We start from the raw sequence: 15370 nt of genomic DNA, 5'->3' as shown, positions 1-15370 counted from the left end.
ATAACGAAATGAAATTTAGGCCAATTGATGCGAAAAATCGCCGACTAAAAATTGCAAGCGCACCATTTACTCATAATAACCAAAGCACCAGCTTAGTGATGTTTTGGGTACTTCTCGCTGCCATTCCGGGAATTGCGGCACAAATTTACTTTTTTGGTATTGGAACTCTCTATCAAATCATTTTAGCAATGCTAACTGCCGTTGTGACCGAAGCCGTTTCCATACGCTTACGTAAACAGCCTGTTGTTCCTGTGCTTAAAGATAATTCTGCCGTTGTCACCGCCCTATTATTGGGGATCAGCCTACCACCGTTATCACCTTGGTGGCTGATTGTATTAGGGACATTCTTTGCAATTACCATCGCCAAGCAATGTTATGGAGGGTTAGGACAAAACCCATTCAACCCAGCTATGGTTGGCTACGTTGTATTATTGATATCATTCCCTGTGCATATGACCAACTGGCTACCACCGCAAGAATTGCAAAACATGCATATCTCCGCCATTGATAGTTTGTCAGTTATCTTCAGTGGGCACACCTCTTCGGGAGTGACGCTTGATCAGTTGCGAACAGGCATAGATGGTATGAGCCAAGCCACGCCGCTGGATAGCTTTAAAACGGGTTTGCTAACACATCCTATTTCTGACGTATTGCAGCAGCCTATTTTACAAGGTTCATTAGCAGGAATTGGCTGGCAGTGGGTAAACATTGCGTATCTTGTTGGTGGTTTGATCATGATTAACCGCCGTATTATTAGTTGGCATATTCCGCTGTCATTCTTAGGTACACTGGCTGTTTTCGCAGTAATCAGTTATCTGATTGATGATAGCCGTTATGCACCTCCGTTGGTTCATTTACTATCAGGTGCCACCATGTTAGGTGCGTTCTTTATCGCAACCGACCCGGTGACAGCCTCAACGACACCAAAAGGACGGATTATTTTTGGTGTGATTATTGGTTTCTTAGTGTGGGTGATCCGCGTTTATGGCGGGTACCCTGATGCCGTTGCCTTCGCCGTATTATTGGCCAACATCACCGTGCCGTTAATTGATTATTACACTCAACCGCGTGCATATGGGCATAAATAAGGAGCCAACATGTTAAATACAATGCGACGTCACGGAACTATCCTTGCCATCTTCGCTGCGGGAACCACGGCATTGAGTGCAGCGGTCTATACTTTAACGAAAGATATTATTGCTGAGCAAGCTGCTATTGTGCAGAAGAAACTGCTCGACCAAGTCGTCCCCAGTGACCTCTATGATAATGATTTAACGAAAGAATGTTATCTAGTCACCAATGAAGCGATATTAGGCAATAAACAGCCGCGGCGTTTGTACATTGCCCGCAAAAATGGTGAGCCTGTTGCCGCAGCGTTAGAAACCACGGCATTGGATGGATACTCAGGCGCCATCCACTTGTTAGTAGGTGCCGATTTTAATGGTACCGTTTTAGGTGTCCGTGTGACTGAACACCATGAAACGCCGGGACTGGGTGATAAAATTGAAACGCGTATTTCAGATTGGATCACCCATTTAAGCGGGAAGAAAATCGAATCGCCAAATGACCCCAAATGGGCAGTCAAAAAAGATGGGGGCGAGTTTGACCAATTCACTGGCGCCACCATCACACCAAGAGCAGTAGTCAATGCCACTAAACGAACTGCGGTCTTTATGCAAACTGTTCCGCAAGAATTAGCAACTTACCCAACTTGTGGGGAAGAATAATGAGTGAATCTAAAGATTTATTAGTTCAAGGGTTATGGAAAAATAACTCTGCTTTGGTACAGCTATTAGGGCTCTGTCCACTATTAGCTGTTTCATCAACAGCAACCAATGCACTCGGGCTTGGCCTTGCAACAACACTGGTATTGATATGCACAAACGTTGCTGTTTCCGCCTTACGCCGTTGGGTACCTTCTGAAATTCGTATCCCAATTTATGTGATGATCATTGCCTCAGTTGTGAGCGCTGTACAGATGTTAATCAATGCTTATGCCTTTGGATTATATGAATCTCTGGGGATTTTTATTCCGTTGATTGTGACGAACTGTATTGTTATTGGGCGTGCAGAAGCCTACGCGTCTCGTAATCCTGTTGCATTATCAGCATTAGATGGCTTCGCGATGGGCTTAGGCGCAACGGCGACCTTGTTTGTTTTAGGGTCAATCCGTGAAATTTTAGGCAATGGCACCTTATTTGATGGGGCAGATTTACTGTTAGGCTCATGGGCAACCTCATTACGCATTGAAGTTATTCACCTTGATTCTCCATTTTTACTCGCTATGCTACCACCAGGTGCCTTTATTGGCCTTGCCCTATTGTTAGCAGCAAAATATTTAATTGATGAAAAAATGAAAAAAAGAGCGGCTTTGCGAGCCGATCATCAGCCCGTACGTGAATATGAAAAACAACAAGGTTGCGGCGGTCATCTTTCTTAATCTATAAATTAATGTGAGCAATGAACAAATCAAAACGTATTGAAATTTTAACTCGCCTTCGAGACGACAACCCTCACCCAACGACGGAGCTAGAATTTAGCTCCCCGTTTGAGCTATTGATCTCTGTGTTATTATCCGCCCAAGCGACGGATGTCAGTGTTAACAAAGCCACCGCCAAGCTTTATCCTGTGGCTAATACCCCAGAAACGATCATGGCGCTCGGCGTCGATGGCATTAAAGAATATATTAAAACCATTGGTCTATTTAATACCAAAGCAGAGAGTGTCTACAAAACCTGCAAAATACTGATTGAAAAACACAATAGTCAAGTTCCTGAAAACCGTGAAGCCCTTGAAGCGCTTCCGGGTGTTGGCCGTAAAACCGCCAATGTCGTTCTCAATACGGCCTTTGGTTGGCCAACCATTGCTGTCGACACCCATATATTTCGTGTGTGCAACCGTACCAATTTTGCCCCAGGTAAAGACGTGGTTGCCGTTGAAGAAAAACTACTCAAAGTCGTCCCTGCTGAATTTAAAGTTGATTGCCATCACTGGTTTATTCTGCATGGGCGTTATACTTGTATTGCACGCAAACCGCGCTGTGGTTCATGCATCATCGAAGACCTCTGTGAATTTAAAGACAAAGTCTACCCAGAGGATTAACGATATCGTGCTTTTTGTGGCAAAAAAGATAGGTCATCGTGCTAATCATAAGCACAACGCATTTTTTCCTTGCTCTAAGACTTTGTCTTACGTAACAATAGAGCCAAACTCAAACTTAATAAAACGGTAAGTATGTTTCAAGACAACCCACTGCTCGCACAACTTAAACAGACATTACATGCCCAAACACCTCGTGTTGAAGGGTTAGTAAAAAGTACTGAAAAAGGTTTTGGCTTTTTAGAGGTCGATGGCCAAAAAAGCTATTTTATTCCACCTCCGCAAATGAAAAAAGTGATGCACGGTGACCGTGTTATCGCAGCTGTTCATACGGATAAAGACCGTGAATTTGCTGAGCCGGAAGAGCTGGTCGAGCCTTTTTTAGACAGATTTGTCGGTAAAATTCAGAAAAAAGAAAACGACAATCGCTTATTTGTTATCCCTGATCACCCTTTACTCAAAGACATGATTTTATGTCGCCCTGTTAATGGCATTACCCACGAATTTAAGCAAGATGATTGGGTTGTCGCTCAAATGCGCCGTCACCCCTTAAAAGGGGATAAAAGCTTTTACGCAGATATCACTGAATATATCACTGAAGGCGATGACCACTTTGCGCCATGGTGGGTAACGTTACGCCGTCACCAATTAGACCGTAATGAACCGCAAATGGTGGAAAGTGAGCGGGACGATCAAGGTATTGAACGCGTTGACTTAACTGACTTACATTTTGTGACCATCGACAGCGCTAGCACTGAAGATATGGATGATGCGCTGTATGTTGAAAAAACCGCTGATGGTGTCCTTAAATTATTTATCGCTATCGCAGACCCAACCAGCTATATCCAAGAAGGCAGTGAATTAGACAAGCTAGCCCTTGCACGTTCTTATACTAACTATTTACCCGGTTTCAATATTCCCATGTTACCGCGTCAATTGTCAGATGATTTATGCTCTTTGCGCCCAAATGAACGCCGCCCTGCTTTAGTGTGTGTGACGCAAATTCATGCAGATGGCCGCATTGATGACAATATTGAGTTTTTCAGTGCTTGGGTCGAATCAAAAACCAAATTAGTGTATGACGAGGTCTCTGATTGGCTTGAAGAAACCGGAAATTGGCAACCTGCCAATGAAACCGATAAGCAACAAATTTTGCTATTAAAAGAAATGGCAGATAAACGCTTACATTGGCGTGAAACCAATGCATTAGTCTTTAAAGACCGCCCTGATTACCGCTTTGTGCTCGATGATAAAGGCAATGTCATTGATATTGTCTCAGAAAGCCGCCGCAGTTCTAACCGCATTGTTGAAGAAGCGATGATCACTGCTAACCTCTGCGCAGCAAGCGTGTTAAAAGAAAAGTTAGGTTTCGGGGTTTTCAACGTGCATATGGGCTTTGAGCCACTGCAAATTGAGCAAGTTGTTCAAACTTTAAAAGACAATGGTATTGAAACCACCGCAGAATCGTTGTTATCGCTAGAGGGTTTCCGTCAACTGCGTCGTAAGCTTGATGCAGAGCCTACCCAATTCTTAGATAGCCGAATTCGCCGTTACCAAACCTTTGCTGAAGTTAAAGCCGATCCAGGCCCCCACTTTGGTCTCGGTTTTGATGCTTACGCAACATGGACATCACCAATTCGTAAATACACCGATATTGTTAACCATCGGCTATTAAAATCCATTATTGCTGGCAAACCTTCAACGAATAAGCCCACTGAAGAACTTTCCATTAAATTGGCAGAACGCCGCCGTGCAAACCGTATGGCTGAACGCGATGTAGGTGACTGGCTCTATTCTCGCTACCTAAAACCATTTGAAGGTACAGATACAAAATTCCCAGCGGAAATTATTGATATTACCCGTGGTGGTATACGTGTTCGCTTAGTGGATAACGGGGCTGTAGCGTTCGTCCCTGCGCCATTTATTCACAGCGTTCGTGATGAAATTCAGTGCAGTCAAGAAACTGGCAGCGTTTTGATTAAAGGCGAAAAAGCATATCAACTCAATGATATTATTAATGTCACCATTGCGGAAGTCCGTATGGAAACACGTAATATCGTTGCTCGCCCAGCAGAATAATACTTTCTATGCTATCTTTAAAAGACCCTAAGTGAACGCTTAAGGTCTTTTCTTCGCTTGTAATCTAATCCGTAGCGATTAATTCGCATTTAACGTTAAACTTGAGCCATTATTCGCTATTTTTTCCTGATTATTCTTATTCGTAAATTTACCTATCATGCTAATTTATGATTTGTTTAATACGTGTTAAGGATTAAAAAATGAATACTGTCAGCAAACGCATTTTATCATTTATGGTTATCGCAACTGTCGCTATTAGCGTGAGTGCATGTTCCAACATGTCTAAGCGCGATAAAAATACCGCTATTGGTGCTGGTGTCGGTGCCGTCGGTGGTGCTGTCCTTACAGGGGGCAGTTCAATTGGTACAGTAGGCGGTGCTGCTATTGGTGGGATCATAGGTCACCAAGTTGGCAAATAACTCACAATAAACTCTCCCCATATTTTCTAAATAGCGCCATTCTTTTGGCGCTATTTTATTTTAAGTTACCTAAAACTAGTCTTATCAGAGATAATGCTTGACCACCAAAGGTGTACATTGTACGCTAATTAAATCTATTCTAGGGAGGGAGCCCTATGAGCCATGCTATTGAATTTATTGAAACCACTTTTTTCACCAAGCAAATACAAACCATTGCCACAACAGAAGAACTTAGAGCACTACAAAATCAACTTATTGCATGGCCAGATAAAGGCGACCTCATCCAAGGAACGGGTGGGCTACGCAAAATTAGAATGGCGGTAGGTAATCAAGGAAAAAGTGGCAGTGCTAGGGTCATTTATTTTTTAGCTACTAGAGAAATTATATATTTTATAATGGCTTATCCTAAAAGTGAAAAAGACACACTCACTGACAAAGAAAAAGCAGAATTAAAAAAACTCACAACAATACTTAAAGGAGAGGTATAACATGAGTATTTTCAATGAACTAAAAGCCTCTTTAGAAGAAGTGGTTGAAATCAAAAGCGGCACAAAAAAAGCCGCTAAAATCACTCGTTATGAAGTGGCTGATGTCAAAGCGATTAGAGAGCAACTCAATGTTTCACAAAGCGAATTGGCCCACGCATTAGGAACTAGCGTCGATACCATTAAAAGCTGGGAATTAAAGCGACGTAACCCAACAGGGCTAGCGGCTAAAGTGTTAGTCGCGATAAAAAGAAACCCTGAATTATTCAAAGAACTTGCTGCAATTTAAGCCATAAAAAAACGGTGATTACACCTGCAATCACCGTTTTTTCTTTAATTATTTTAATCAGCCACCAGCTAATTTAACTTGCATACCTTTTGCTTCAAGGAGTTGCTTAATGACATCTCGTTTATCCCCTTGAATTTCAATATTTCCATCTTTCACTGCGCCACCACAACCGCATTTTTTTTTCAATTCAGCCGCAAGTTTTGTGAGTTCTGCATCATCAAGGCCAAGCCCAGTGACAACGCAAACCCCCTTGCCTTTACGGCCTGATGTTTCACGGCGAATTCTAACAATGCCATCACCTTTTGGCCTTTCTACCGTCGGTTTTTCTTCATCAATACGCCCAATGTCTGTGCTATACACGAGACGGCTGTTTGAATCACTCATACGAGGCCTTTAATAGATTGGTTAATTTGCTGCAAGGTTAATGCTGGGTTTTCACTACGCGTGATCGGGCGACCAATCACCATGTAATCCACCCCCGCTTTAACGGCATCTTGTGGTGTCATAATGCGGCGCTGGTCGCCAACATCACTGCCTTCAGGGCGAATACCCGGAGTGACTAATTTAAAATCTTTACCACATAAGCTTTTTAAGCGCTGTGCTTCATGCGCCGAGCACACAACACCATCAAGTCCACATTGTTTAGTCAGTAATGCAAGACGCTCAGCATGAACCGCAGGCGAATCCTCGATCCCCACACCCACTAAATCAGTTTCATCCATGCTGGTCAAAACCGTTACTGCAGTTAATAAAGGCGCATCTTTACCATAAACTTCAAGTGCTTGACGAGCGGCTTCCATCATTCTAGCCCCACCGCCCGCATGTACATTCACCATCCACACACCCATTTCAGCGGAGGCAGCAACAGCTCGAGCAACGGTATTTGGAATATCGTGAAATTTTAAATCTAAGAAGATATCGAAGCCACGATCATGGAGTGATTTAACAAATTGAGGACCATTGAATGTGAACATTTCCTTGCCCACTTTAAGGCGGCAATCACGCGGGTCAATGCGGTCAACAAACGCCAGTGCGTCATTGGCATTTTCGTAATCAAGTGCCACAATGATTGGCGAGTGTGTCTGGTTCTCAGTTGAGGAAATCATTTCATAGCCTTTAAATGAGTTGTTATGAGGTTAAAAAAGTGACGCTGTCACTGACCATCTAACCCACGAATGGGTTTGATCGTATCCCAAGAGCGACAAGATGGGCAGTGCCAATATAATGAACGTGATGTAAAGCCACATTTGTGGCAACCGTAATCAGGTTTTGTGCGAATTTGCTCACCCACCATTTTCCGCAGCAAAATCAAACTTTCTTTTGCTCGGCCTTCTTCCGCTTCTTCCAGGTGATAATCCATTAAACGATAAAATAGGCGCATGGTTGGATGGCGTTGAATTTGGTCATTAATATAATTTGCAGCGGCTTCATGATTTTGTTTTTCAACAATGATATCAGCTAGATACAGCTCTGCAATAGCACCCGAATTACCTGCAACACATTGACGCAAGTAATCTTCCCATGCATCCAATTGGCCTGTACGTTGATAGCAAATGTGGAGTAGTGGTAATGTCTCTGTGACCAATTCCCTATCTTGCTCATACACTTGCTTTAAAACATGAATGGCCTTTTCATACGCGGCTTGCTCAATAAAAATACGCCCTTTCATAATCGAAACCCGCGCACAGTTTTTATCGGCTTGTTCGGCTTTATTTAATAAGGTTTGTGCATCATCAAGGTCATCACTTGCCAATTGCTGTGTGGCTAGCTCACAGTAAAAATGAGCAATTTGCTCACGCAGCTCGTTATGACCGAGTTTAACTAATTTACCAGCAACATCGATAGCTTTTGTCCATTCACTGGTTAACTGGTAAATATTCAGTAAAGATTGCAAAGCACTTTGCTTGAAGTCCACTTCATCAGTCAATTGTTGGAACATATTTTCAGCGCGATCGTACACTCCCGCTGTCATATAATCACGACCGAGTTGTTGAGTGGCTAAAAGACGTTGTTCGAAGGATAGAGACGCACTTTCCACCAGCGATTGGTGAATACGAATAGCGCGTTCAACCTCGCCACGGGAGCGAAATAAGTTACCAAGGGTAAGATGCGCTTCAAATGCTGAGCTATCATAGTTTTTAAGCATATCTAAAAACAAATCGACAGCTTTATCTTGTTGATTTGACAAAAGGAAGTTCACGCCTGTCACATAATCACGGGACAAGCGGTTGGCATGCTGCTGCTTATCTTGTTGAGCACTTCTGCGCCCCATATACCAACCATAAGCGGCAGCCACAGGAAGCAACAGAAACAGCAACTCGAACATACAGGATTATTCCTTGTTCTGAGTCGTCACTAATGAGGTTGAGTCAGAAATATTATTTTCTCCAGCACCTAATTGTGATTCTAAACGTCTAATTTTACGACGTGCGTTTTTCAGGCTAACAATTGTACGCAAATAAAATGCCGCGCACACTAGCCATCCCAGCACAAAACCGACACCAAAAAGTGATGCAAGAAGGGTTGATAAAGAAAAATCCCCTTTTGCTATCAGGTAGTTAAATGTAATAACCTGATCATTGCTCGAACCTAGCGTGATCGAGATAATAAAAAACGCGACCGCCAGTAATAAAATCAGAAAGTATTTCACATTTGTTCCCGTTATCAGTTCGTATCCATTCAATAATATCTACCTGATAAGGTAGCATTTCCCGCGCATTCAGACAAAGTAATTTATTTTATACCAATCCGAGATTTCACACGATTTGACGCAATAATCACTCTATTGAAGAAAGATTAACTGGCTTTTTGTTTCGTTTTAACGACAGAAATACACCATAAGCCAGTATAGCAAAAACAGCACTAATAAAGACAGATGTAATGACATCAATTGGCCAATGCATACCAAGCAACATACGACTGAAAGCTATTCCTTCGGCCCAGAGAGCTAAACCAATCGAAAGACCGTAATAGCCTTTTTGCCAAAAAAAAGCGATAAACAACAGTGCCCATCCAGCAGCAAATAACATATGCCCTGATGGAAATGAATACCCTGTTTCTGACTGCCAATGCTTGCGTTGCCACTTAGCAATATCTTCATGTTGTTTAACGACGGTTTTAATCAACTTGGTCCGAGCTGCTCGTGTTAACTCATAAAAATCCGAATGCGTCACATCATATTGCTCTTCGAGCCAAACTACATAAGGCCGAGGCTCTTGAAAATGGTTTTTAAGTAATGTTTTGGTGCCTTGTTGTAGTAGCAAAGCGCTCGAAATAATAATCACCACCTTCAATGCAATACTTTTTTCTGCACGTAATCTGAATGCAATAATACCAATGAGCGCCAGTGACGTAATAATGCTGTATGGAGCACCCGCTGTATCAGTTAGCCATAATAACCATTTCATTGATTTAAATTGGCTTTCTGGCGCCCACTGCCATCCTAAAATTAGCATTATCATTGGCGGCAATACCAATAAAATAGCGAACAGGCTGACGATTGAAATAGTCTTTCTCATTCAATGTATTCCATAAATATTAATTCCGTCTTATAAATAAATATTCCATTCACTCGCGATTAACTCTGTTATAGTAATACAGTGCTGGTCGTGTGCAAAGATTACTAGCCCCCTATATGCAAAACGTCATATAGCATCGATATATTATACTTGTCGTACCTTATATCGATTTACGTTATTACATTAAGCAAGAGTTACTTTAACTAATGAATGAAAAAATGCAGCTAAAACGTGTTGCTCAAGCAAAACTTCCAACACCTTTCGGGGAATTTCTAATGGTGGGTTTTGAGGAAATCGCAACTGGTCATGACCATGTCGCTTTAATCTTTGGTGACATTTCTGGGGGGACCCCCGTTCTCAGCCGTATTCACTCTGAATGTTTAACGGGTGATGCACTCTTTAGCCTACGTTGCGATTGTGGTTTCCAATTAGAAGCGGCGCTTTCTCAAATTAGTAAAGAAGGTCGCGGGGTATTACTTTATCATCGCCAAGAAGGCCGCAATATTGGCTTGCTAAATAAGATTCGTGCATATGCATTGCAAGATCAAGGCTTAGACACGGTTGAAGCTAACTTAAAATTAGGTTTTAAAGCGGATGAACGTGACTTTACGCTGTGCTCAGATATGTATAAATTACTGGGGATCAACGAAGTACGTTTGTTGACAAATAACCCGAAAAAAATTGATATCATGCGTGAGGCAGGAATTAACGTTGTCGAACGTGTGCCACTGATAGTGGGACGTAATCCAAGTAACGAACACTACTTAGATGTCAAAGCTCAAAAAATGGGCCATATGCTGTTTAAACATCAATAACGCCCATCACCAAGGAAGAGTGCCCGCGCTCTTCCCTTTTCTTTATCATCTTCGTTCAATGTGTGCCATTTCTTAATGGTTATATTCACTTTCTTTCTATAAGGTTTATACTGTTCCCAATATTATTACCTTGATGAATAACATCCTATCTTTCCCTTATTCATCAAACTACAAGGAGATATTGTGAACAACCTGCATTCTATTCAACGCATGAGAAGACTGCGTAAAACTGAAAAACTCCGCACTTTATTCCAAGAAACCCACCTATCAGTAAATGACCTTTGCTTGCCAATTTTCGTTGAAGAAGAACTCGACGACTACATGCCTATCAATAGCATGCCAGGTGTGATGCGTATTCCTGAAAAGCGTTTGGCATATGAGATTGAGCGTATTGCAAATGCGGGGATTAAATCCGTCATGACTTTTGGTGTTTCTCATCACCTTGATGATAATGGCAGTGATGCATGGCAAGAAAATGGCTTAGTTGCACGTATGTCCCGTATCTGTAAAGACACCGTTCCTGAAATGATTGTGATGTCTGATACCTGTTTTTGTGAATATACCTCCCACGGCCATTGCGGTGTGATGCATAACCACGTTGTTGATAACGATGCCACTATCCACAATTTAGGTTTACAAGCAGTTGCAGCTGCCCGTGCAGGTGCGGACTTTATTGCCCCTTCTGCTGCAATGGATGGCCAAGTTGCTGCCATTCGCCATGCGCTAGATGAAGCAGGATTTACGGATACCGCTATTATGTCCTATTCCACGAAATTCGCTTCTGCACTGTATGGCCCGTTTCGTGATGCAGCAGGTTCATGTTTAAAAGGTGACCGTAAAACTTACCAAATGAACCCAATGAATCGCCGTGAAGCGCTGCATGAGTCGCTGATTGACGAGCGTGAAGGTGCCGATGCGTTGATGATCAAACCCGCTGGGGCTTATCTCGATATTATCCGTGACTTACGTGAGCATACGCAATTACCTATTGGTGCATATCAAGTCAGTGGTGAATATGCACAAATCAAATTTGCAGCGCAAGCCGGTGCGATTGATGAAACGCGTGTTGCATTGGAAACCTTAGGCTCAATTAAACGCGCTGGGGCTGACCTAATCTTCACTTATTTTGCCTTACAACTGGCTGAAAGTAAGGTTTTATAGTCTTTTAGCTTATAACAAAACCGCGATACTGGATATAAATACAGTATCGCGGTTTTTTGGCATTTATGATTAGAAAACAACCCAATGAAGACTAAAAATAAACCAATTGGTTATTTTCCACGCTGAATATCAAGCTGATGGGTTAATGCTTTTGCATAATGCTGAGCGACTTCTGCCGAAGGTAAGCCCGCAATCAATAAGTCATCTTTACCCGCAGTTGTTTTGGCAACAACGCCCCAAAATTCCACCTCAAAAGTAATGCTATCTGGGTTTTGATCCGGCATTGGCACAATATCAAAATACTCTTTTAATGGCGCAATAGTAATTGCCGTGTAATCCGCATTTAAACCAAGTGGGAATTCTTTGTCCGCATAGAGACGTAAGTCATGAACTTCCGTTTCAGGTGTTCTCATCACAATAGAATACAAATTAGGAATATGTTCTAAAATATCGCGAACTTCTTCATTCGAGCCATCAAAATGAGAAGTTGTTAATAAGATATCTGCTGCCCACAATGCCCCTTTATAGAAATCGGTTTCATTGATATCTGCCATATATATTTCCTTTACGTTGTTTTCGATAAATTTAGCGGGTCCGAATCCATTACATGGATATTAATTCAAACAAAGAAACTGATTTATGGCGAACTTCATCCAGCACTAGTTGGATAAAGAATGGTTTTCTCCCTCACATTTAACCATCTACCTAACACCATAACGTAGATCCACATCGAAAATATTGAGAAAAAACAAGATTAAGAAATAAGATAGGAATAAAAAAACGCCTGTAGGTATTAACCAAACAGACGTTTTTTATTAGCGTAAGTTAGTGAAGCATTTGCCGAATGACATAATGCAAAATGCCGCCATGGCGGTAATACTCCATTTCAGTACCTGTATCGATACGGCAGCGCGTAGTAATCTCTTTAACTTCACCATTACCAAACGTGATTTTCACTTTTAAGTCTTGACCAGGAGTAAGCGATTGTAGACCGACTACGTCAATGCGCTCGTCACCTTTTAAGCCAAGGGTTTTGCGCGACATACCCTCTTTAAACTCCAGAGGCACAACCCCCATACCAATTAAGTTGGATCGGTGAATACGTTCATAGGATTCCGCAATCACCACACGAACGCCTAATAGATTGGTTCCTTTTGCCGCCCAGTCACGACTTGAACCTGAACCATATTCCTTACCTGCAATGATGGCTAATGTGCGTTTTTCTTGCTGGTACAACATCGCTGCATCGTAAATTGCCATTTGCTGGCCTGTCGGAATATGCAAGGTATAACCGCCTTCAACGCCTGGCACCATTTCATTACGAATACGAATATTGGCAAACGTACCGCGCATCATCACTTCATGGTTACCTCGGCGAGAACCATAAGAGTTAAAATCCGCAACCGCAACACCATGTTCTTGAAGGTAACGCCCCGCTGGACTGTCTTTCTTAATATTCCCCGCAGGTGAAATATGGTCAGTAGTCACCGAATCACCCAGAATGGCCAAAATATTGGCGCCGTGAATATCTTTTACTGGCGCAGGCTGGGCTTTCATGCCCTCAAAGAATGGTGGGTGACGAATATACGTTGAGTCCACCTGCCAATGATAGGTTGACGAGCTTTCAACTTCGAGGGCGCGCCACGCATCATCACCTTCAAATACGGCATTGTATTCTTTGCGGAACATATCCGTTTTAACTTGCTGCACTGCTTGAGCAATTTCAGCACTGGTCGGCCAAATGTCTTTCAGATAAACATCATTACCTTGTTTATCTACGCCAAGTGGTTCATTTTTCAAATTAATATTCATATTACCCGCTAGAGCATATGCTACAACGAGCGGTGGTGACGCCAGCCAGTTGGTTTTCACCAGAGGATGAATTCGCCCTTCAAAGTTTCGGTTCCCCGAAAGCACAGCACCCACGGTTAAATCAGTTTGTTTAATCGCCGCTTCGATTGGTTCAGGTAATGGGCCTGAGTTACCGATACAGGTGGTACAGCCATACCCGACAAGGTTAAAGCCGAGTTTATCTAAATAAGGGGTTAAACCCGCTACCGCAAGATAGTCCGTTACCACTTTGGAACCCGGTGCAAGGGATGATTTAACCCATGGTTGACGAGACAGCCCTTTTTCAACGGCTTTTTTCGCTAACAGCCCCGCCGCCATCAAGACACTTGGGTTTGAGGTATTGGTACAAGATGTAATTGCAGCAATCACGACTGCGCCATCGGTGAGCTCAAAGGTTTTATTTTGATATTTCACTTCAGGATGTGCGTTTTTGTCTTGTTTATTCACTTCAAGCTCAACTGCACCACGGAATGCTTTAGGCACTTGGCTCAGCTCCACTCTATCTTGTGGACGTTTCGGGCCAGCAAGGCTGGATTCAACGGTCGACATATCCAATTCAAGGGTGCTGGTAAAAATAGGTTCATCACCTGCATGGCGCCATAAACCCTGCTCTTTACTATATGCTTCCACCAGCGCCACTTCATCGTCACTGCGCCCTGTTAGTCGCATGTAAGACAAGGTAATTTCATCGATGGGGAAGAAACCACAGGTTGCACCATATTCTGGCGACATATTCGCAATAGTAGCGCGGTCAGCTAAAGGTAAATCCGCCAAACCATCACCGTAGAATTCGACAAATTTACCGACTACACCGTGTTTACGTAGCATTTGAGTGACGGTTAAAACAAGGTCAGTCGCCGTAATACCTTCCGATAATTTACCCGTTAACTTAAAGCCAACCACATCGGGGATTAACATAGAAACAGGCTGACCTAACATCGCCGCTTCTGCTTCAATTCCCCCCACTCCCCAACCCAACACGCCGAGCCCGTTGATCATGGTAGTATGGGAGTCGGTGCCGACAAGGGTATCAGGGTAAGCATATAACTTACCGTCAATTTCCTCATGCCAAACCGCTTTACCGAGGTACTCTAAGTTAACCTGATGACAAATCCCCGTACCCGGTGGCACAACTTGGAAACGGTTAAAGGCTTTTTGCCCCCAACGCAGGAATAAATAGCGTTCGTGGTTACGCTCCATTTCAATTTCCACGTTTTCACCAAACGCGGTTTGCGTGGCAAATTCATCCACCATCACCGAGTGGTCAATCACCAAATCAACTGGCGATAATGGATTGACTTGATTAACATTTCCCCCTAGTGATTTCACCGCTTCACGCATTGCTGCAAGGTCAACAACCGCAGGAACACCCGTAAAATCTTGCATCAGCACACGAGCGGGACGATAGGCAATCTCCCTATCTGCATGGGCATTTTTTTGCCAATCAATAATGGCTTGTAGGTCTTGTTCAACAACAGATGTGCCATCGACATGGCGTAACAGGTTTTCGAGTAATACTTTGAGGGATTTTGGCAGCTTTGAACCGTCGCCGATTTTTTTCGCGGCAAGCGCCAAACTGAAGTAATTATACTGCTTGTTTCCGACAACAAGTGTTGAGGCACTTGTTGTTTTTAGACTCAACGACATAACTCCT

17 protein-coding genes are annotated in these 15370 nt (G+C 42.9%); 10 read left to right on the top strand and 7 right to left on the bottom strand.

Features of this window, described 5'->3' with window-relative positions:
* The first annotated feature begins 8 nt into the window (after window positions 1-8).
* The 8 genes from rsxD (at window position 9) to nadS (ending at window position 6371) form a co-directional block, all read left to right on the top strand.
* Entirely contained in the window at window positions 9-1088 is a 1080-nt protein-coding gene (gene rsxD / locus J6836_RS06485; RefSeq protein ID WP_219247827.1) for an electron transport complex subunit RsxD, read from the top strand.
* 9 nt (window positions 1089-1097) lie between these two features.
* Window positions 1098-1727 carry an electron transport complex subunit RsxG gene (gene rsxG / locus J6836_RS06480; protein ID WP_219247825.1) on the top strand — a complete coding sequence of 210 codons (630 nt, stop codon included), beginning with the start codon at window positions 1098-1100 and terminating at the stop codon, window positions 1725-1727.
* Window positions 1727-2440 (top strand): electron transport complex subunit E, encoded by a 714-nt coding sequence (locus tag J6836_RS06475; RefSeq protein WP_219247823.1) that lies wholly within the window; start codon window positions 1727-1729, stop codon window positions 2438-2440. Before rsxG ends, J6836_RS06475 begins: the two co-directional genes overlap by 1 nt.
* A 20-nt stretch (window positions 2441-2460) precedes the next feature.
* Complete coding sequence (gene nth / locus J6836_RS06470; RefSeq protein WP_219247821.1) at window positions 2461-3102, top strand: endonuclease III; 642 nt, start codon at window positions 2461-2463, stop codon at window positions 3100-3102.
* A gap of 132 nt (window positions 3103-3234) precedes the next feature.
* Window positions 3235-5178, top strand: a complete 1944-nt coding sequence (locus J6836_RS06465) for an exoribonuclease II (protein WP_219247819.1) — start codon at window positions 3235-3237, stop codon at window positions 5176-5178.
* Between the two features lie 200 nt (window positions 5179-5378).
* Window positions 5379-5597, top strand: coding sequence for an osmotically-inducible lipoprotein OsmB (osmB, locus tag J6836_RS06460; protein WP_036957717.1), 219 nt, complete (start codon window positions 5379-5381; stop codon window positions 5595-5597).
* A gap of 155 nt (window positions 5598-5752) precedes the next feature.
* Window positions 5753-6085 (top strand): type II toxin-antitoxin system RelE/ParE family toxin, encoded by a 333-nt coding sequence (locus J6836_RS06455; protein WP_219247817.1) that lies wholly within the window; start codon window positions 5753-5755, stop codon window positions 6083-6085.
* A gap of 1 nt (window position 6086) precedes the next feature.
* Window positions 6087-6371: a NadS family protein gene (nadS, locus tag J6836_RS06450; RefSeq protein ID WP_219247815.1), complete on the top strand. Its 285-nt coding sequence runs from the start codon at window positions 6087-6089 to the stop codon at window positions 6369-6371.
* Between the two features lie 57 nt (window positions 6372-6428).
* On the opposite strand, the gene yciH is transcribed toward nadS, so the two are convergent.
* The 5 genes from yciH to J6836_RS06425 form a co-directional block, all read right to left on the bottom strand.
* Window positions 6429-6755, bottom strand: coding sequence for a stress response translation initiation inhibitor YciH (gene yciH, locus J6836_RS06445; protein WP_219247813.1), 327 nt, complete (start codon window positions 6753-6755; stop codon window positions 6429-6431).
* Window positions 6752-7477 (bottom strand): orotidine-5'-phosphate decarboxylase, encoded by a 726-nt coding sequence (pyrF, locus tag J6836_RS06440; protein ID WP_219247810.1) that lies wholly within the window; start codon window positions 7475-7477, stop codon window positions 6752-6754. The genes yciH and pyrF overlap by 4 nt, the downstream gene beginning before the upstream one ends.
* 47 nt (window positions 7478-7524) lie before the next feature.
* Window positions 7525-8697: a lipopolysaccharide assembly protein LapB gene (gene lapB / locus J6836_RS06435; RefSeq protein WP_219247808.1), complete on the bottom strand. Its 1173-nt coding sequence runs from the start codon at window positions 8695-8697 to the stop codon at window positions 7525-7527.
* 6 nt (window positions 8698-8703) lie between these two features.
* Window positions 8704-9021 carry a LapA family protein gene (locus J6836_RS06430; protein WP_219247806.1) on the bottom strand — a complete coding sequence of 106 codons (318 nt, stop codon included), beginning with the start codon at window positions 9019-9021 and terminating at the stop codon, window positions 8704-8706.
* 127 nt (window positions 9022-9148) lie between these two features.
* The gene (locus J6836_RS06425; protein WP_219247805.1) at window positions 9149-9889 is read right to left on the bottom strand and encodes a phosphatase PAP2 family protein; all 741 of its coding nucleotides are present in this window, start codon (window positions 9887-9889) and stop codon (window positions 9149-9151) included.
* Window positions 9890-10107: 218 nt separating this feature from the next.
* On the opposite strand from J6836_RS06425, the gene ribA reads away from it, so the two are divergent.
* Window positions 10108-10704 carry a GTP cyclohydrolase II gene (gene ribA, locus J6836_RS06420; protein ID WP_219249412.1) on the top strand — a complete coding sequence of 199 codons (597 nt, stop codon included), beginning with the start codon at window positions 10108-10110 and terminating at the stop codon, window positions 10702-10704.
* A 183-nt stretch (window positions 10705-10887) separates the two neighbouring features.
* A complete protein-coding gene (hemB, locus tag J6836_RS06415) occupies window positions 10888-11865 on the top strand; it encodes a porphobilinogen synthase (protein WP_219247803.1) in 978 nt (325 codons plus the stop codon).
* A gap of 110 nt (window positions 11866-11975) precedes the next feature.
* On the opposite strand, the gene J6836_RS06410 is transcribed toward hemB, so the two are convergent.
* Window positions 11976-12419: a hypothetical protein gene (locus J6836_RS06410; protein WP_219247802.1), complete on the bottom strand. Its 444-nt coding sequence runs from the start codon at window positions 12417-12419 to the stop codon at window positions 11976-11978.
* Window positions 12420-12690: 271 nt separating this feature from the next.
* Window positions 12691-15363 (bottom strand): aconitate hydratase AcnA, encoded by a 2673-nt coding sequence (gene acnA / locus J6836_RS06405; protein WP_219247799.1) that lies wholly within the window; start codon window positions 15361-15363, stop codon window positions 12691-12693.
* Window positions 15364-15370 lie beyond the last annotated feature (7 nt).

The organism is Providencia sp. R33, assembly GCF_019343475.1.
Taxonomy (GTDB): domain Bacteria; phylum Pseudomonadota; class Gammaproteobacteria; order Enterobacterales; family Enterobacteriaceae; genus Providencia.
The sequence above is the reverse complement of the archived record's forward strand: the minus strand, read 5'-3'. Positions and strand labels throughout refer to the sequence as shown.

Coding starts and splice junctions, on each gene's coding strand:
- J6836_RS06475 (WP_219247823.1), top strand. CDS start 1,727: ATGAGTGAATCTAAAGATTTATTAGTTCAAGGGTTATGGAAAAATAAC.
- osmB (WP_036957717.1), top strand. CDS start 5,379: ATGAATACTGTCAGCAAACGCATTTTATCATTTATGGTTATCGCAACT.
- J6836_RS06465 (WP_219247819.1), top strand. CDS start 3,235: ATGTTTCAAGACAACCCACTGCTCGCACAACTTAAACAGACATTACAT.
- lapB (WP_219247808.1), bottom strand. CDS start 8,697: ATGTTCGAGTTGCTGTTTCTGTTGCTTCCTGTGGCTGCCGCTTATGGT.
- rsxD (WP_219247827.1), top strand. CDS start 9: ATGAAATTTAGGCCAATTGATGCGAAAAATCGCCGACTAAAAATTGCA.
- J6836_RS06425 (WP_219247805.1), bottom strand. CDS start 9,889: ATGAGAAAGACTATTTCAATCGTCAGCCTGTTCGCTATTTTATTGGTA.
- ribA (WP_219249412.1), top strand. CDS start 10,108: ATGCAGCTAAAACGTGTTGCTCAAGCAAAACTTCCAACACCTTTCGGG.
- nadS (WP_219247815.1), top strand. CDS start 6,087: ATGAGTATTTTCAATGAACTAAAAGCCTCTTTAGAAGAAGTGGTTGAA.
- acnA (WP_219247799.1), bottom strand. CDS start 15,363: ATGTCGTTGAGTCTAAAAACAACAAGTGCCTCAACACTTGTTGTCGGA.
- pyrF (WP_219247810.1), bottom strand. CDS start 7,477: ATGATTTCCTCAACTGAGAACCAGACACACTCGCCAATCATTGTGGCA.
- nth (WP_219247821.1), top strand. CDS start 2,461: ATGAACAAATCAAAACGTATTGAAATTTTAACTCGCCTTCGAGACGAC.
- yciH (WP_219247813.1), bottom strand. CDS start 6,755: ATGAGTGATTCAAACAGCCGTCTCGTGTATAGCACAGACATTGGGCGT.
- rsxG (WP_219247825.1), top strand. CDS start 1,098: ATGTTAAATACAATGCGACGTCACGGAACTATCCTTGCCATCTTCGCT.
- J6836_RS06455 (WP_219247817.1), top strand. CDS start 5,753: ATGAGCCATGCTATTGAATTTATTGAAACCACTTTTTTCACCAAGCAA.
- J6836_RS06410 (WP_219247802.1), bottom strand. CDS start 12,419: ATGGCAGATATCAATGAAACCGATTTCTATAAAGGGGCATTGTGGGCA.